The following is a 17,520-nucleotide window of genomic DNA, read 5'->3' as shown; positions in this document are numbered from 1 at the left end:
GTGGCTGACACGCGCGAGCGCCTCCTCGTCCTCGACACCGCCTCCATGTACTTCCGCGCCTTCTTCGGCGTCCCGGAGATCCTGGCTCCCGACGGCACCAACGTGAACGCCGTGCGCGGGCTGCTGGAGTTCATCGCGCGGCTGGTCGGCGAGTACTCCCCCAGCCACCTGGTCTGCGCCTGGGACAACGACTGGCGGCCGCAGTGGCGGGTCGACCTGGTGCCGTCGTACAAGTCGCACCGCGTCGAGTACGTCGTGCCGGGCGACAACCCGGACGTCGAGGTGGTCCCCGACCCCCTCGCGGCGCAGATCCCGATCATCCTCGAGGTGCTCGCCGCGCTCGGCATCTGCGTGGTGGGCGCCGACCACTACGAGGCCGACGACGTGATCGGCACCTTGGCGACGGGTGCGAGCATGCCCGTCGACATCGTCACCGGTGACCGCGACCTGTTCCAGCTCGTCGACGACGCAGCGGAAGTGCGCGTCCTCTACATCGCGCGCGGCGTCGGTCGTCACGAGCGGGTGACCAACGACGTCGTCCGCGACAAGTACGGGATCGAGGCGAGCCAGTACGCCGACTTCGCCACCCTGCGTGGTGACGCCTCGGACGGGTTGCCCGGTGTCGCCGGCGTGGGCGACAAGACCGCGGCCTCGCTGCTGCAGAAGTACGTCGACATCCCCGGCGTCATCGCGGCCGCGGAGGACGACGACTCCGACCTCGGGCCGGGCCCGCGGGGCAAGATCAAGGCGGCCGCCGACTACCTCACCGTCGCACCCAAGGTCGTCGCCGTCGCCCGTGACATCGAGCTCGAGGAGTACGACGACAGGCTCCCCCGCACCCCCGTCGACCACGCGGCCGTGATCGCGCTCAGCGAGAAGTGGAACCTCGAGTCACCCCTCGCCCGGGTCGTCGAGGCCATGAGCACCCGCTGATCACCTCGGACATGGCAGACCTCGAGCTCCGCTTCCTGCCCACGTCTCGACAGCTGGTCCGGGCCCTGCGGCAGGAGCTGCTCTGGCTGAGCTGGGCTTGCGCGTCGGTGGTCGCCGCGGTGGTGGTCATCGTGGTCTTCGACAGCACGGCGGCCCGGCTGGGCATGGTCCTCGGCATCGGCTGGTGCGTCTACCAGGGCCGCAACGCCGTGCGCGTGCTGAGGACCAAGCACCAGATCCTGACCAGCGGCATCCCCACCCTGCGGCTCTCGGACCTCGGCGTGCAGGTGCGCAACCTCTTCGGCCACCTCGACGGGGCGGCGCTCGCCTGGACCGACTGTGCCGCCGTGGTCGTGAGCCGGGTGCCGAATGACCCGACGTCGTGGGTTCCGGTCACCCGCTACGTCAGGTTCGTTCCCGTCGCGCCAGACCGTGTCGCAGGGACGCCGAGGAAGTCCGACAGTCGCCCCGCCCTGCTCGACCTCACGCCCCAGGAGTCGTTGACGGCCTGGCTCGAGCTGACCGACCAGCGCCCGGGCGCCGACGAGGTCGTCGCGTGGCTCCGCCTGCACCGCCCGGCACTCCGGCTGGTCGGCGTCGGCGACCAGGCCGCTCAGTCCAGCGAGGAGTAGGCCACCACACCGCGCCGCAACAGACCGACGGTCTGCCGCGCCGTACGTCGCAGCGGGCTGTCACCTGCTGCGTCGGCCACCTGCCCCGCCAGATCGATCAGCTGCTTCACCCAGCGCACGAAGTCGCCGGCCGCCAACGTGGTTCCTTGGAGGACGTCGTCGAGGTCGTCGCCCTCCGCCCAGCGGTACGCCGCCCAGGCGAAGCCGCGGTCGGGCTCGCGGAGGAAGTCGAGGCGGTGGTCACGCTCGACCGCGGCGAGGTCGCCCCAGAGCCGCCACATCGCGTCCACCACCGACGACACCCGGCCGGCCGGCACCCGCGGCACGACGTCGTCGGCCCGGCGGGCTTCGTAGACGAGCACCGAGAGCGCGGACGCGAGCTCAGACGGCGTCAGGTCGTCCCAGAGCCCTGTGCGCAGCGCCTCAGCGGCGACGAGGTCGCTCTCGCTGTAGAGCCGCATCAGATGGGTGCCCTGCTCGGTGACGCGCACCCGACCATCGACGTCGGCGAGGTACCCGAGCGAGGTCAGCACGTCGCAGACCCGGTCGAAGGTCCTCGCGACGGTGTTGGTGCGGGTCTCGATCCTGCGACGGAGCGTCGCCGTGTCGCGGTCGAGCTTGAACCAGCGCTCGCCCCATCGGGCGTGGTCCTCGCGGTCCGGGCACGCGTGGCAGGGATGCGCCTTCAGCGCGGCCCGGAGCCGGGCGATCTCCCGGTCGTGGGCGGTGTCGGGCCTGGCGCGACGGGACCGGCCGGCGTCGGCAGCACCCCGACGCCCGGGCGGTGGGTCGATCAGGCCGTGTGTCTTGTCGCGCAGCGCCGACGCGAGGTCACGCCGCGCCTGGGGGTTGCGGCCGTTGAAGTTCTTCGGCACCCGCAGCCGCGTCACGGCGGCCACGGGCGTCGGGAAGTCGGTCATCGCCAGTCGCCGGGCCTGCCGCTCGGCGGTCAGGACGTAGGGTCGCGGCTCGTCCCCGGACGACCCCGGGTCGATGACCACCGCGTAGCCCGCGAACTTGCCTCCCGGCACCTGGATGACGTCTCCCGTCTTGAGCGCCTCGAGCGACGTGACGACCTCCTGGCGGACGTCGGCGCGGCGCTCCCGCGCGGAGCCCTTCTCGAGCTCGCCGATGCGTCGGCGCAGCCCGGCGTACTCCATGAAGTCGCCCAGGTGGCAGGTGGCCGCCTCGGCATACCCCTCCAGCGCGTCCTCGGCCTTGCGCAGCTGGCGCGCCAGGCCGACCACGGCCTGGTCGGCCTGGAACTGTGCGAACGACATCTCGAGCAGCTCGCGCGAGCGCTCGCGGCCGAACTGGTGCACGAGGTTGACCGCCATGTTGTACGACGGCCGGAACGACGACCGGAGCGGGTAGGTGCGCGTGGAGGCGAGTCCCGCGAGGTCTTGCGGGGCCATCCCGGGTTGCCACAGCACCACGGCGTGGCCCTCGACATCCAGCCCGCGACGGCCGGCGCGGCCGGTCAGCTGGGTGTACTCCCCCGGCGTGATGTCGGCGTGCGTCTCCCCGTTGAACTTCACCAGCTTCTCGATCACGACCGTGCGCGCCGGCATGTTGATGCCCAACGCCAGGGTCTCGGTCGCGAAGACGACCTTGCAGAGCCCACGGACGTAGAGCTGCTCGACGCACTCCTTGAAGACCGGCAACAGGCCGGCGTGGTGGGCGGCGATGCCACGCTCGAGCCCCTCGAGGAAGCGCGCGTAGCCGAGCACCTCGCGGTCCTCGTCGGGGAGGTGCCGGCAGCTGGCCTCGACGAACTCGTGGATCTCCGTGCGCTCGGCCGGCGTGGTGAGCCGGACTCGTGAGTCGAGGCACTGCGCCACCGCCGCGTCGCAACCGACCCGGCTGAAGATGAAGACGATCGCCGGGAGCAGGCCTTCTTTGTCCAGGCGGTCGATGACGTCGACTCGCGAAGGGATCCAGACCCGACGCCCGTTGCCCACCGAGCGGGGGTTCTTCGACGAGCCCGGGCGGCCCTTGCGTGGCGACCGCCGGTCGCGCATGAGACGGGTGCTCGCCCAGTCGTCCCGCGCGATGCGGAGCAGCTCGTCGTTGACCGGCGCTCCCTCGCGCACGAAGCCAGCGGACGCGTCGACGTCGGAGGACGCGAACAGATCCAGCATCCGGCGCCCAACCATGACGTGCTGGAACAGCGGCACCGGGCGCCGCTCCTCGACGATGGTGGTGGTCGTCCCACGCACGGTCTCGAGCCAGGAGCCGAACTCCTCGGCGTTGGAGACGGTCGCGGACAGCGAGACGACCGTCACCGACTCGGGCAGGTGGATGATCACCTCCTCCCAGACCGCGCCGCGCATCCGGTCCGCGAGGTAGTGCACCTCGTCCATCACGACGAAGCCGAGTCCGATCAGGGTGCGCGAGCCGGCGTACAGCATGTTGCGCAGCACCTCGGTGGTCATCACGACCACGGGGGCCTCGCCGTTGACCGAGTTGTCGCCGGTCAGGAGGCCGACGTTCTCGGCGCCGTACCGGGCGACCAGGTCGTTGAACTTCTGGTTCGACAGCGCCTTGATGGGCGTGGTGTAGAAGCACTTGCGTCCGGTGGCCAGGGCGAGATGGACGGCGAACTCGCCCACGACCGTCTTGCCCGACCCGGTCGGCGCGGCCACGAGCACGCCACGGCCGGCCTCCAGCTCCTCGCAGGCGCGGACCTGGAAGTCGTCGAGGGGGAAGCCGTAGCCCGTCGCGAAGTCGGACAGCACCGTGGTCGCTGCGGTCACGCCGGCCCCGGGCACAGGAGCGTGAGCGCCGCTGGCACACACTCGATCGTCAGGGGCAGCGCGCCGAACCGCTCGCCGTCGGCGTACGACACGATGCCCGAGCAGGCCACGGTCACCTTGGCGACGCGGTGCACCTCGTACTTGGGGTGCGTCGTGTGAGAGCCCGAGAAGAGCTTCGGGTAGGTCCGGATCAGATCGGGCTTGCTCATCGTCTTGATGATGACCACGTCGAGCAAACCGTCGTCGAGGAGGGCGCCCTCGGTGATGCGGAGACCGCCACCGAAAGAGGGACCGTTGCCGACGGCGACGAGCATCGCCTCGACCTGTGCGGTCTCGCCGTCGAGCTCGAGGGTGTAGCTCAGCGGCTTGAAGACCCGCAGCTCGGCCAGGGTGGCGAGGTTGTAGCGCATCTGGCCGCGCGGCCAGGTCATCTTGTTGGCCCGCTCGTTGACGATCGCGTCGAAGCCCGCCGCGAGCACGGTGACGAAGTACGCCGAACCGCTGCGCGCCAGGTCGATCGTCCGGGTGTGCCCGGCGAGGACGATGTCGGCGGCCGCGGCGGGATCCTTGCGCGGGATGTCGAGGTAGCGGGCCACGTCGTTGCCGGTGCCGGCCGGGATGAGCCCCAGGCGCGTCGACGAGGTGGCCAGCGCCTGCGCGGCGAGGTGGACCATCCCGTCGCCGCCGCAGACGACCAAGGTCTCGACGCCGTCGGCGACGCACTGCTCGGCGAGCGCCCGCGCCTCCGTGGCGTCGGCGCCTTGGAGGTCGCGCACCGCGTAGCCCGCGTCGCGCAGGCGCGGCAACGCGACCGCGCGGGCCCTGGCTCCGCGACCCCTGCCCGAGGTCGGATTGGTCAGGAGCGCGATCTCGGGCACGGGGGGACCCTACTTGCCCCGGTCCCGGCCCAGGCGCAGCAGCGCCGCGTAGTCGTCCGGTGACGCTCCGACCGCCCTGGCGAGCCGGCCGAGAGCGTCCAGCACCCGGTCGGCGGTGAAGTCGCGGCCGGGCACGGTCAGGGTCAGCCGGCCGTCGTACGACACCAGCAGCACCTCGCCGTGCCGCCACGCCTGGTGGCTGCGGGTGCGGGTCTCGTCGTCCGCCACCGGTCGGGGGTAGGCCTCGTCGATCGCCAGGAGGTCGCAGGGCAGCTGCTGGTCAGCAGCGGACAGGTGACCGGGGACGCGGTGACCCATGCGAATGCCGAAGTCGGGCGTCCAGGTGACTGCTCCGCCCAACCACTCCGGCAGGTCGAACGGGTCGACGTCGGCCGGGAGGTCCGGCGACGTCACAGGGGCGAGACCTCGTCCGGCGAGAGGTTCGCGAAGGGGTGGTTGCGCGCCTTCCGACGGTCGTTCCACCGGGCGATGATCTCGCTGATGAAGAACAGCATCACCATCGGCACCGCCATGAAGGTCATCGTGAAGGGGTCGGCCGACGGCGTGGCGATCGCCGCGAAGATGAAGGACCCGATGACGATCCACGGCCGGTACGCCGCCAGCTGCTTGCCCTTGACGATGCCGGCCAGGTTGAGCAGCACCACGAAGACCGGGATCTCGAAGGCGATGCCGAAGACCAGCATCGTGCGGGTGAAGAACTGGATGTACTCCGCCTGGTCGAGCAGGTTGACGATGCCCTCGGGGTTGAACCCGATGAGGATCTCCAGGCCCTTGGGCAACGTGAGGTAGGCCAGCGCGATGCCCAGGAAGAACAGCGGCGTGGCGATCGAGATGAAGATGCGTGACCACTTGCGCTCGTGCGGGTGCAGGCCCGGCATGATGAAGGCCCAGATCTGCCAGAGCCAGACCGGCGCGGTGCACACGATCGCGGTGAAGCCACAGAGCTTGAGATAGAGAAGCAGGCCACCGCCGGCGCCGCTGGTGGTCGGGAGGGTCCTCTCGTCACCCAGGATCTCGCGCGCCTTCTCGTAGGGCCCGAAGACGATGTCGTAGATCTGCTCGAAGAAGAACAGCGAGACGATCAGGCTGACGAAGAGCACGAGCACGACTCGGAGGATGCGGGCGCGCAGCTCTCGCAGGTGGTCCGAGAGAGCCATCCGGCCGTCTTCCCCGACCGGGTGGTGCGGTTTGCCGACGAACAGCCGGATAACGCCGGAGATAGCCATCTATCTGTGGGTGTCGGCAGGCTTCGGCGGGCTGGTCAGCCGTTGCGGTTGTCGGTCTGGCGGTCCTGCAGCGTGGTGTCGGTGCGGGACTCGTCGACGGAGCTGATCGGCGGGAGCTCCGTCGGTCGGGCGGCCTCCGGCTTGGGAGCCTCGTCGTCGTCCTTGAGGCCCTTGGTCTCGTTCTTGAAGATACGGAGCGCCTGACCGGTGCCGCGCGCGAGGTCGGGGAGCTTGGCGGCCCCGAACACGAGCACGACGATCGCCAGGATCACGAGCCACTCGGCGCCTTGCGGCATCCCGATGAGTGCGTTCATCATCCATCCTCTGGATTGTGGGTGTTGCTCCCCATCGTACGCGGGGTGCCTGGGTAGAGACTGAGTGTTCGCCGTACGGCGTCGCGGAAGGTCTCGGCCACCTCGGGCGGGGCCACCACCGTCGCGTGCGGCGCCAGGCGCAGCAGGAGCCGCTGCAGCCAGCGCCGGTCGACGACGAGGAGGTCCACTTCCAGTTCGTCGCCGTCCAGCTTGCGGATGGCCTCGACGGGGTAGTACTCGGTGGCCCAGGTGGCCTCGGGCTGCAGCCGCAGCGTCACCAACGTGGCGTCGTCGGAGGTCTGGAAGAGCCCGGCCGACAGGTCGCGGGGTTCCTCCGCGGGTGTCTCGATGGCCGACTCCAGCACCTCGGCGGCCCGGATCCGGTCGAGCCTGAAGAGGCGGGGGGCCTGGGCGGTGTGGCACCAGGCGTCGAGGTAGGCGATGTTGCGGTTGGTGACCAAACCGCGGGGATCCACCACGCGCTCGGACTCCTCGTCGCGGGCCGGCACGTAGTAGGTCAGGCGGACCTGCCGTCGCCGGATCGCGGCGTCCTCCAAGTCGGCACGCAGTCGTTCGAGGCGCGGGTCGGACACGGGCTCGGCGCTGTCGGTGACCTCGACCGGTGCCAGGGCGCCGTCGTCGACCGCCGTCTCAAGCTTGGCGACCGTGCGGTCCACGACGTCCCGAGTGGTCTCGTCGGCACCCGCCCGCAGCGCGCGGAGGGCGACCAGCAGCGCGGTGGCTTCCGTCGGGGTGAGCCGCACTGGCCGGGCCAGGTAGTCGGCGTTGCTGACCCGGATCACACCGTCGCCCTCGGTCGACTCCAGGGCGTCCAGGTCGACGTCGATCAGGTCATCGGGGTAGCCGCCCGGCAAGCCGCACATCAGCAGCACCTTGAGGTCAGCGAGGACGAGGTCCTCCGAGACACCCAGCGCGCGCGCTGCGTCCGCGAGGCGCACCCCTTGGCGGCCGTGCAGGAAGGGCACCAGCCGCAACAGCCGCGCCACCTGGTCCCTCGCGCCTCCAGGCGTGAGCTGGCGATCGGCGGGCAACGTGGTCACGCGCTCACCGCTGCTGCTTCGAGGCGGCGTACGACCTCGTCGCGGACGTGCCCAGGGGCCACGACCACCAGGTCAGGGCCCTGGGTGAGCAGCTCGTCGGTGGTCCACGCTCCCGGCGGCAGCTCGAGCTGGTCCCACGCGTCGCCGTCCGGTCCCTCTACACCTTCGATCGTCTCGGTGGCCTGGCGGCGCAGGAAGCCAGCCGCACCCGGGCGGAGCAGCACCGTGGCGGACTCCGTCGGCGGCGTGGGTGCCAAGCGTTCGGCGATGGCGCGGACGTCGGTGCCCTCCGGGATGGTGTAGCTGCCGGGCGGTCCATCGAGCCGCGCGGTGCCGACGACCCTGGACAGCCGGAAGATGCGCTCGGCGTCCCGGTCGGTGTCCCACCCGACTGCGTACCACCGCCCGGAGAACCTCACCACGCCCCACGGCTGGAGGTGTCGGGTCTGCTGCTCGTGGCCGACCCGCTTGTAGTCGAACACGACAGGGGTGCGACCCAGCGCCGCAGACCAGAACACGTCGAACGACGGCTCGTCGGCGCCCAACCGCGGCTCACCGATGTCGAGGGCGCCGACGTCGACAGGCACGCCGTACGCCGTCAGCTTGGCCACCGCCTCCGTGGTCGCGGCCGCCAGCTTGGCGTGACCCCAGACCTTCGTCGCGAGTCCGACGACCGCCGCCTCGTCGGCGGTCAGCTCGATCTCCGGCAGCGCGAGCTGGTCGGGCCGGATGCGATAGCCCGGCTCGTCGTCGAAGTAGGCATCCATGCCGCCCACCTCGATCGGCACGCCCAGGCTCCGCAGCTCGTCCTTGTCCCGCTCGAACATCTTCTCGAACGCGTCCGTGGACGAGTCGGGGTAGAGGATCTCTCTGATCCGCTCCTTGGCGACGTAGCGGCGCTGGACCAGCAGCATGATGAGCAGGTTGAAGAGCCGCTCGGTCTTCCTGCTGGTCTGCATGCCTGTCCTGGTGTGCTGTTGCGGTTTGGTCACCAACCGCAGTTATTGGGCGGTTGTTCCTGCGGTTTGGTCACCAACCGCAAGAAGTCGGCGGATCAGTCGAAGTCGATCACACGATGCTCAGATCGCCGCGAGAACGTCTACTACGAAGTACAACGTGTCGGTGCCCTTGATGCCGGCGTCCTTGTTGCCCTTCTCGCCGTAGCCGAGGTCGGGCGGCACGGCCAGGATGACCCGGCTGCCCACCGGGATGCCAGTCAGTCCCTGGTCCCAGCCCTTGACGACGCCACCGGCGCCGAGCTCGAAGTCCAGGGGCTCGCCCCGCTCGTACGACGAGTCGAACGGCTTCTCGCCGTGGTACACCTGACCCAGGTAGTTGACGTAGATGGTCTGGCCCTTCTCCGTCGGGTCGCCGTCACCCTCGATGAGGGTCGTCACCCGCAGCTTGTCGCTGGGTTCGGGCGTGCCCTTGAAGTCCAGGCTGGTCGGCTTCTCGTCACCTTCAACGGCTGGAGCCCATCCGGCAGGCTTCTCGTCGGACCCCGAGGGACCGTCCGGCAGCACGCTCACGAGGTCCATCACGAAGAGGACGGGGTCGGCGTTGCCGATGCCCAGCTGCGGGTTGCCCTGCTCGCCGAATGCGTCCTTGGGCGGTGAGGCGACCACCACCCGGCTGCCGATGGTCTGTCCCTTGAGGCCCGCGCTGATGGCCGAGGTCATGTCGCCCCCGACGGTCAGCAGCTCGGGCTTGGCGTCCTCGCCGAAGGTCGAGTACGCCTTCGACTCGGTGAAGCCGTTGCCGAGCCACAGCCGGGTGAAGACCTGCTGACCCTCCTCGACCTCGGCACCATCACCCGTGATGAGGGTCTCCGTCTCAAGCTTGCCGGGGTCGAAGTCTCCGTCCCAGGTGACCGTGGGCTCGGCACCGAAGTCTCCGCTGACCGTGACCGCCGAGAGACCCTCGCCCCCCGCGCCTTCGTCGGCCGACTCGTCGCCGCAGCCGCCCAGGATCAGGGCGGGCAGCACGAGCAGGACGGACAAGAGCCTGGTGGTACGTCGCGACACGGAGAATCACTTTCGGAGCAGGCGGATCGGCGGGGTCACCCTACCTGGGACTCACATACCGTCGATCAGCCGCTGCACACGCTCGTCGTGGGACCGGAACGGGTCCTTGCACAGCACCGTCCGCTGGGCCTGGTCGTTGAGCTTGAGGTGCACCCAGTCCACCGTGAAGTCTCGTCGACGCTCCTGCGCCTTCCGGATGAACTCGCCGCGCAGGCGGGCGCGCGTGGTCTGCGGAGGGACCGACTTGGCCTCGAAGATCTTCAGGTCGGTGGTCACCCGGGCGACTGCCCCCCGCTTCTCCAGGAGGTAGTAGAGCCCACGATCGCGGTGGATGTCGTGGTACGCCAGGTCGAGCTGGGCGACCCTCGGGTGACCCAGCGGCAGGCCGTGCTTGGCGCGGTACCGGTCGATCAGCTTCCACTTGATCACCCAGTCGATCTCACGGTCGACCAGGCCGAGGTCGTCGGACTCGACGGCTTTCAGGCCGCGCTCCCACAGGTCCAGCGCCCGCTCGATCGTCGGGGTCGAGATGCCCCGCCGATCGACGAAGTCACGCGCCTTGCCTAGGTACTCGGCTTGGATGTCGAGGGCGCTGGCCTCTCGACCGTTGACCAACCGCACCTTGCGGCGACCGGTGACGTCGTGGGAGATCTCACGGATCGCGCGGATGGGGTTCTCCATGCTGAGGTCGCGCATCACCACGCCCTCCTCGATCATCCGCAGCACCAGGTCGCACGAAGCGACCTTCAGCAGCGTCGTCGTCTCGCTCATGTTGGAGTCCCCGACAATCACGTGCAGCCGGCGGTACTTCTCCGCGTCGGCGTGCGGCTCGTCCCGGGTGTTGATGATCGGTCGGCTGCGGGTCGTCGCGCTCGACACGCCCTCCCAGATGTGCTCGGCCCGCTGGCTGACCGAGTACTGCGCCCCGCGTGGCGTCTGCGTCACCTTTCCGGCACCCACCACGATCTGACGGGTGACAAGGAAAGGGATCAGGACATCGGCAAGGCGGGTGAACTCTCCCGCCCGGCTGACCAGGTAGTTCTCGTGGCACCCGTACGAGTTGCCAGCGGAGTCCGTGTTGTTCTTGAACAGGTAGATGTCGCCCGCGATGCCCTCGTCGTGCAGCCGCTGCTCGGCGTCCTGGAGGAGCCCCTCGAGCACCCGCTCCCCCGCCTTGTCGTGGGTGACCAGCTCGTTGATGTCGTCGCACTCGGGAGTGGCGTACTCCGGGTGGCTGCCCACATCGAGGTAGAGCCGTGCCCCGTTGCGCAGGAACACGTTGCTGCTGCGGCCCCAGCTCACCACCTTGCGGAAGAGGTAGCGAGCCACCTCGTCTGGGCTCAAGCGCCGCTGGCCACGGAACGTGCACGTGACGCCGTACTCGTTCTCGATGCCGAAGATGCGCCGGTCCACACCTTCACCCTAGACGCACACCGGTCGCCTCGGCGGCTCATCGACGACGAGTCCGCGGGCATGCGGATTGGTCCCCAACCGCAGGTTTTGGCCCCGGCAGCCTGCGGTTCATGACCAATCAGTGACTCCCATGGCGCGCCGCCAGCGATTCATGACCCGCTGGCGGCTATCTGGGGCGTACAGAGAGCCAGAGACCAACCTCCGCCAGCGGGTGAGCCGGGAGGACACGTGTGGCCGCTCCAGCAGCCGGTCGATCTCGTGCATGGTGGGGGCCGGGTGGTTGAGGAGATCATCCAAGCTGAAGCCCGAGCGCTCGTACGCCGCACCCACGAGCCGCCTGTCGCGCCGCAGGTCGCCACGGTGCTGCCGCATGTCTCGGTGCACGTCGCCGTCGAACTCGAACAGCTTGCGCGTTCGTTTGACGACGAAATCACCGCGCCCCACGAACTGGCCGTGCTCGTCATGGAGCTCCGCCTGAGAATCCACAGCGACGTCGATCGCTTGAAGGAACATCCTCAGAACGGTCTCGCCTGCGGACTCCGACTTGGGGTCCGCAAGCTGCAAGGCTTTGCCCAGGACCCGGACGCCGGGGCGACCACTTGTGACCAGCTCGGCGACGCTGGCCCTGGTCACGTGCTGCTTGCGCAACGCGTCGTCCAGCATGATGAGGACATCCAGGACGCCCAGATCCCGAGAAGCCCTGAGCAGGATCTCCTCCGGGCGATCCACCGGGAAACGCAAGCCCGGCACGGGCGTGGTGACGCGTCGCAAACGCGAACAGATGAGACCTGAGCGTCGGGGTCGCGGCTGGTGCTCCTCGACAGCCGCGAAGACCGGCACCTGCTCGGGCAACCGCGGCAATCTCCAGCCCAGCAGCCGTGCCCCGGTCACGTGGGTGAAGACCGCTCCTGGCGGCAGGACAAGCAGCCAGGCCTCCAAATCGCGTGCCAACTCCTCATCGTCAGACATTCCCTCTCGAACCGTCAGGAAGAGCCCGTGACTCACCCGACGAAAGCCGACACGACGCATCTCGCCACGGATGGGCGGGTCGTGGGTTTTCGGCACGCTGGAGATGATGTGCGACCAAGTACCTCTTGAAACAGCGCTCCATCGAGCCTGTGGATGACCGCGTAGATCCCGTGCGACTTGCGACCTGCGGTTTGGTCACCAACCGCAGAGACTGGGCGGTTTCGCCTGCGGTTGGTGACCAAACCGCAATGGGTGACCGCAGCGCTCTATGCGGCGACCGGGGATCGACGTCAGGTCGGTTCAGGCCCCGTCGGCGGCTGCACCGGGTCGGTGGGCTCGGGACGCGGGGCAGGGGGCGCGCCGGACGGCGCGATCGGCGGGGCCACGGGAGGCTCGCCGGTGACGGGGTTCTCCAGCGGCGGCACCTGCCCGCTGACCTGGTCGGTCGGATCGGCCGGGCTGTCCGGGGCAGGCTCCTGCTTGGGTGTGGCCTCCGCAGGCGGGTCGGGGGTGACGGGGCCGCGCTCCCCGAGCAAAGCATCGAGCCGCTGACCGACCAACCGCACGAACTTGCGTGGCTGGGTCCGGGTACGGTCGAGCACGGCGACCTCGAGGTGTGCGGTGGCGATCACGCGTTCGGTGGTGCCGGCACCGTTCTCACCGGGCGTCTGGCCCAGGGCGCTCACGGCGAGCCGCACCGCGTCCTCGAGCGAAGCGCCTTCTACGTAGTGCTCTGACAGGTGCTTCGCCACGACCTCGGTAGCACCACCCATCACGGCGTAGCGGTGCTCGTCGGCCACCTGGCCGTCGTACGTCAAGCGGAAGATCTGGTCCTGCTCGGCGAGATCGCCCACCTCGGCGACGAAGATCTCGACCTCGTACGGCTTCTCACCGCCGCTCGAGAAGATCGTGCCGAGCGTCTGCGCGTAGGCGTTCGCCAGTCCACGACCGGTCACGTCGCGGCGGTCGTAGGCGTAGCCCCGCATGTCGGCCAGCCGGACGCCGGCGATGCGGAGGTTCTCGAACTCGTTGTACCGACCGACGGCCGCGAAGGCGACCCGGTCGTAGATCTCGGAGACCTTGTGCAGCGCCTGGGAGGGGTTCTCGGAGACGAAGAGGATGCCGTCGGCGTACTGCACCGCCACGACCGACCTGCCTCGGGCGATGCCCTTGCGCGCGAAGTCGGCCCGGTCCTTCATCAGCTGCTCGGGAGAGACGTAGAACGGCATGCTCATGCGAAGTTCCTCGGATCGAGTCTCAGGTGAGGGCGGCGGCGGGGCCGTCGGGGCGGGACATCCGGCTCGAGATCACCGCGTCGGCGATGGCGGCGACCTCGGTCTCGGCCATCCGGCGCCCACCGGTTTCGGTGATGACGTGGACGACCGGGAAGATGCGCCGAGTGATGTCCGGGCCGCCCGTCGCGGAGTCGTCGTCGGCGGCGTCGTACAGCGCCTGAACGACGGCGGTTGCACACTCGACCTCGGTGAAGTCGTCGCGGTAGAGCTTCTTGAGCGACCCGCGGGCGAACAGCGAGCCGGAGCCCACCGAGTGGAAGGCAGTCTCCTCGTACCGACCGCCGGTCACGTCGTAGGAGAAAATGCGACCTTGTTCGGCGTCTGAGTCGTAACCCGCGAAGAGGGGGACGACCGCCAGGCCCTGCATGGCCATCGCGAGGTTGGCGCGGATCAGGGCAGCGAGGCGGTTGGCCTTGCCGTCCATGGAGAGGGTCGTGCCCTCGATCTTCTCGTAGTGCTCGAGCTCCGTCTGGAACAGCCTGACCATCTCCACCGCGAGCCCGGCGGACCCGGCGATGCCGACGGCGGAGTACTCGTCAGCAGGGAAGACCTTCTGAATGTCCCTCTGGGCGATGATGTTGCCCATCGTGGCCCGGCGGTCACCGGCCATGAGCACGCCGCCGGGGAACGTCGCGGCGACGATCGTGGTGCCGTGCGGGGCCAGGTCGCCCGCGTGGCTGGTCGGGGCCGCGCGGCGCGAGGGCAGCAGATCGGGCGCTTGGAGCGCCAGGAACTCGCTGAAGGACGACGAGCCGGGCATGAGGTACGCCGCCGGCAGGCGCGGGTCGCTCGACGAGGCGCTCAAGAAGTCACTCGCCGCCCTTCTGGATGAACGACTTGACGAAGTCCTCGGCGTTCGACTCGAGCACCTCGTCGATCTCGTCGAGGATCGCGTCGACGTCGTCATCGAGCGCCTCCTTGCGCTCGGCGACGTCGGTCTCGGTGACCTCCTCGGTCACCTCCTCCGTCTCCGACGACCTGCGCGGCTGCTTCTGCTCCTGGGCCATACCTGAACCCTAGCCACTGCCGGGTACACCGACCCGCGTAACCGCTCCTAGGACACCTGCGGTTTGGTCACCAACCGCAGTTCTGACCGCCCGCTTCTTGCGGTTGGTGACCAAACCGCAACAAGCGCGACTACTCCGTCAGAGCGGTGAAGAGCGCTTCGGCGGTGTCGCACCGGTCGATCAGGTCGCCGACGTGGGCGCGGGTGCCGCGGAGCGGGTCGATGGTGGGGATGCGCTGGAGCGACTCGCGCCCGGGCAGGTCGAAGATGACGGAGTCCCAGGACGCGGCGGCGACGGCATCGGCGTACTTCTCCAGGCAACGTCCCCGGAAGTAGGCGCGGGTGTCTTCAGGGGGGTCGTGCATGGCGGACTCGACCGCGGCGTCGTCGAGCAGCCGGGTGATCCGGCCCGCGCGCACCAGGCGGTGGTAGAGGCCCTTTTCGGGGCGGATGTCGGCGTACTGCAGGTCGATCAGGTGCAGCTTGGCGTTGTCCCAGTCGAGCCCGTCGCGGTCGCGGTAGCCCGACAGCAGCTTGAGCTTCGCGACCCAGTCCAGCTCCTCCGCGCAGAGCATCGGGTCGCGTTCGAGCCGGTCGAGCACGGACTCCCAGCGTGTCAGGACGTCGAGGGTCTGCGCGTCGGCGTCGGCGCCGAGCCGGTCCTCGACGTACTTGCGGGCGAGGTCGAGGTACTCCATCTGGAGCTGGACGGCGGTCATCCGACGTCCGTCGGTCAAGGTGACCAGGTGCGACAGCGTCGGGTCGTGGGACACCGCGCGCAGCGACGCCACCGATCCCTCGACGGTGAGGTCCTGGGTGATGAACTTGTCCTCGATCATGGCGAGGACGATCGCGGTGGAGCCGACCTTGAGGTACGACGACACCTCTGCCAGGTTGGCGTCGCCGATGATCACGTGCAGCCGGCGGTACCGCTCCGGGTCGGCGTGCGGCTCGTCGCGGGTGTTGATGATCGGGCGCTTGAGCGTGGTCTCGAGGCCGACCTCGACCTCGAAGTAGTCCGCGCGCTGGCTGATCTGGAAGCCGTGCTCACGCCCGTCCTGGCCGATCCCGACCCGGCCCGCTCCGCACACGACCTGCCGCGACACGAAGAACGGGGTCAGGTGCCGCACGATGTCGCCGAAGGGCGTCGACCGGCGCATCAGGTAGTTCTCGTGGGCGCCGTACGACGCCCCCTTGTTGTCGGTGTTGTTCTTGTAGAGGACCAGCGGCAGTGCCCCGGGCACCTGGCCTGCACGGATCGCGGCGTCGAGCATGACCTGCTCGCCTGCCTTGTCCCAGCGCACGATGTCCAAGGGCGTGGTGACCTCGGGGGTGGAGTACTCGGGGTGCGCGTGGTCGACGTAGAGGCGGGCGCCGTTGGTGAGGATGACGTTGGCCAGGCCGAGGTCCTCGTCGGTCAGCTGCGTGGGGTCGGCGATCTGCCGGGACATGTCGAAGCCGCGTGCGTCGCGGAGCGGAGACTCCTCTTCGAAGTCCCAGCGAGCGCGGCGGGCACGAACGGTGGCGGACGCGTAGGCGTTGACGACCTGTGACGAGGCCACCATCTGGTTGGCGAGCGGTTGCCCGACCACGGAGATGCCGTACTCGACCTCCACCCCCATCACCCGGCGCGCGCTCACGTCACGAGCCTAAGGCACCGTGCGAATGGGTCAGGTGCGGCGCCGCATCAGCATCATCGCCACGGCAACAACGGCGACGATCACCACGATGATCAGCAACAACCTCATGACGTGCTCCCTCCTCGGCGACCAGGCTGGACGCGACTTTCATTGCACCGTCGCCCAGGGCGTGGCACACCACCCGCAGGGGTGCTGGCCCAGCCACCAGTGCAGCCTTGGTGGCTGGGCCTCGAACCGCCCCTCGCCGCTACCTTTCGGCTGTAGCAGCGGCCTAAGGGTTGATTGACCCGGTCGTGCCCAGATCGAACAGGCGTTCCACGAGCCGACCGGGCGGCCCGTGGAACGGCTGATCCGGCTACTTCGTCAAGCAGATGTCGACGTGACGCCTCGTGCCGTCCGCCAGGTTGGCGTAGACGCGATACTCGCCCTGCTTGTTGAGCCCCTTGGTGCTCCAGTTGTACTGATACTTCGTGCCGTCCCAGTCGAACACCTGGCCACCGCTCGGAGCAACTCCGTCCGGCAGGCTCTCTGAGGTGAGGCTGGAGTCACAGGTCGCGTTCACGAAGCCGTAGGTGAAGGTCGGCGAGCCGCTCTGCTGCACGATCGTCCCGTCAGCTCTCTTGATGTTGAACTTGACCGGGATCGTCTGGCCGAACCTGAACTTGCTCTCACTGACATCCACCATGTGCGCGGTGTCGTTTATCGGCTGCAGGTAGCCGTCCCAGCGGTACTGGATGTTCAGCGTGCCGGAGACGTACTGGATGGCGTAGTTGGATGACGTCTGACCAATCGCCGTCACCACGGCCGCCCCGACGCCGCTCGGGGGCGCGGTCGTCGTGTACGTCAGCGTCCCGCCGAGCACGCTCGCGTCCTGCCCCAGGACGAATTCCTCGTAGCGGACCGAGTACGCCGGGTCCCCCGCTCCGTACAACTTGGTGAACGGTTCCTGGACCGGAGTGGCCGGGTTGGCGTCGACCTTCACCAGCAGCGGCGCCTTGGTGACGGCCAGAGTGCCGTGGACGAACTGGATCTGGTAGTTCGACGACGTCAGCCCACCGGGCGTGACCGAGTACGACGCAACGTCGCTCGACGCCGTCGCCGTCGTCATGAACCCCAGGGTGCCTCCGAGGACGCTGGAACCCTGCCCGAGCACGAACCCGCCGTAGCGCACGGTGAAGGCTGGGTTAGCCGAGCCGTAGACCTTGCTGAACGCGTCGACCGCAGCAGTCTCGACATTCGCGTCAGCCGTCACCGTCAGCGGGGCCTTGGTGATGTCCAGGCTGCCGTCGACGAACTGGATCACGTAGTTGTCCGAGGTCAGCCCGACCGGCGTGACGCCGTAGGACCCGACG

17 protein-coding genes are annotated in these 17,520 nt (G+C 69.0%); 2 read left to right on the top strand and 15 right to left on the bottom strand.

The window, feature by feature from the left end; genetic code table 11:
• A complete protein-coding gene (locus ABD295_RS07125) occupies positions 1-933 on the top strand; it encodes a 5'-3' exonuclease (RefSeq protein WP_344302983.1) in 933 nt (310 codons plus the stop codon).
• 11 nt (positions 934-944) lie between these two features.
• Entirely contained in the window at positions 945-1,565 is a 621-nt protein-coding gene (locus tag ABD295_RS07120; RefSeq protein ID WP_344302982.1) for a hypothetical protein, read from the top strand.
• Here ABD295_RS07120 and ABD295_RS07115 read toward each other — a convergent pair.
• The 15 genes from ABD295_RS07115 to ABD295_RS07045 form a co-directional block, all read right to left on the bottom strand.
• Positions 1,547-4,321, bottom strand: a complete 2,775-nt coding sequence (locus ABD295_RS07115; RefSeq protein WP_344302981.1) for a DEAD/DEAH box helicase — start codon at positions 4,319-4,321, stop codon at positions 1,547-1,549. The genes ABD295_RS07120 and ABD295_RS07115 overlap by 19 nt on opposite strands.
• Entirely contained in the window at positions 4,318-5,199 is an 882-nt protein-coding gene (locus ABD295_RS07110; protein ID WP_344302980.1) for a diacylglycerol kinase, read from the bottom strand. Before ABD295_RS07110 ends, ABD295_RS07115 begins: the two co-directional genes overlap by 4 nt.
• A gap of 9 nt (positions 5,200-5,208) precedes the next feature.
• A complete protein-coding gene (locus ABD295_RS07105) occupies positions 5,209-5,613 on the bottom strand; it encodes a hypothetical protein (RefSeq protein WP_344302979.1) in 405 nt (134 codons plus the stop codon).
• Positions 5,610-6,377, bottom strand: a complete 768-nt coding sequence (gene tatC, locus ABD295_RS07100; RefSeq protein ID WP_344302978.1) for a twin-arginine translocase subunit TatC — start codon at positions 6,375-6,377, stop codon at positions 5,610-5,612. Before tatC ends, ABD295_RS07105 begins: the two co-directional genes overlap by 4 nt.
• A 104-nt stretch (positions 6,378-6,481) precedes the next feature.
• Complete coding sequence (locus tag ABD295_RS07095) at positions 6,482-6,760, bottom strand: Sec-independent protein translocase subunit TatA (protein ID WP_344302977.1); 279 nt, start codon at positions 6,758-6,760, stop codon at positions 6,482-6,484.
• Positions 6,760-7,821: a helix-turn-helix transcriptional regulator gene (locus tag ABD295_RS07090; protein WP_344302976.1), complete on the bottom strand. Its 1,062-nt coding sequence runs from the start codon at positions 7,819-7,821 to the stop codon at positions 6,760-6,762. Before ABD295_RS07090 ends, ABD295_RS07095 begins: the two co-directional genes overlap by 1 nt.
• Positions 7,818-8,780: a helix-turn-helix transcriptional regulator gene (locus ABD295_RS07085; RefSeq protein WP_344302975.1), complete on the bottom strand. Its 963-nt coding sequence runs from the start codon at positions 8,778-8,780 to the stop codon at positions 7,818-7,820. Before ABD295_RS07085 ends, ABD295_RS07090 begins: the two co-directional genes overlap by 4 nt.
• Positions 8,781-8,900: 120 nt before the next feature.
• A complete protein-coding gene (locus tag ABD295_RS07080; protein ID WP_344302974.1) occupies positions 8,901-9,845 on the bottom strand; it encodes an FKBP-type peptidyl-prolyl cis-trans isomerase in 945 nt (314 codons plus the stop codon).
• 51 nt (positions 9,846-9,896) lie between these two features.
• Entirely contained in the window at positions 9,897-11,258 is a 1,362-nt protein-coding gene (gene pafA / locus ABD295_RS07075) for a Pup--protein ligase (RefSeq protein WP_344302973.1), read from the bottom strand.
• Positions 11,259-11,366: 108 nt separating this feature from the next.
• Positions 11,367-12,323, bottom strand: coding sequence for a hypothetical protein (locus tag ABD295_RS07070; RefSeq protein ID WP_344302972.1), 957 nt, complete (start codon positions 12,321-12,323; stop codon positions 11,367-11,369).
• A gap of 194 nt (positions 12,324-12,517) precedes the next feature.
• A complete protein-coding gene (prcA, locus tag ABD295_RS07065) occupies positions 12,518-13,462 on the bottom strand; it encodes a proteasome subunit alpha (RefSeq protein ID WP_344302971.1) in 945 nt (314 codons plus the stop codon).
• A 22-nt stretch (positions 13,463-13,484) separates the two neighbouring features.
• Positions 13,485-14,282 carry a proteasome subunit beta gene (gene prcB / locus ABD295_RS07060; protein WP_344303216.1) on the bottom strand — a complete coding sequence of 266 codons (798 nt, stop codon included), beginning with the start codon at positions 14,280-14,282 and terminating at the stop codon, positions 13,485-13,487.
• A 49-nt stretch (positions 14,283-14,331) separates the two neighbouring features.
• On the bottom strand, positions 14,332-14,529 hold the full coding sequence (locus tag ABD295_RS07055) for a ubiquitin-like protein Pup (RefSeq protein WP_344302970.1): 198 nt from the start codon (positions 14,527-14,529) through the stop codon (positions 14,332-14,334).
• A gap of 130 nt (positions 14,530-14,659) precedes the next feature.
• Positions 14,660-16,168, bottom strand: a complete 1,509-nt coding sequence (gene dop, locus ABD295_RS07050) for a depupylase/deamidase Dop (protein ID WP_344302969.1) — start codon at positions 16,166-16,168, stop codon at positions 14,660-14,662.
• Positions 16,169-16,523: 355 nt separating this feature from the next.
• On the bottom strand, positions 16,524-17,520 hold a 997-nt coding region (locus ABD295_RS07045), incomplete at its 5' end, for an MBG domain-containing protein (RefSeq protein WP_344302968.1).

The organism is Nocardioides bigeumensis (genome assembly GCF_039531755.1).
Classification (GTDB): domain Bacteria; phylum Actinomycetota; class Actinomycetes; order Propionibacteriales; family Nocardioidaceae; genus Nocardioides; species Nocardioides bigeumensis.
Note: the sequence above shows the minus strand (reverse complement) of the source record. Positions and strands in the feature narration are given on the sequence as shown.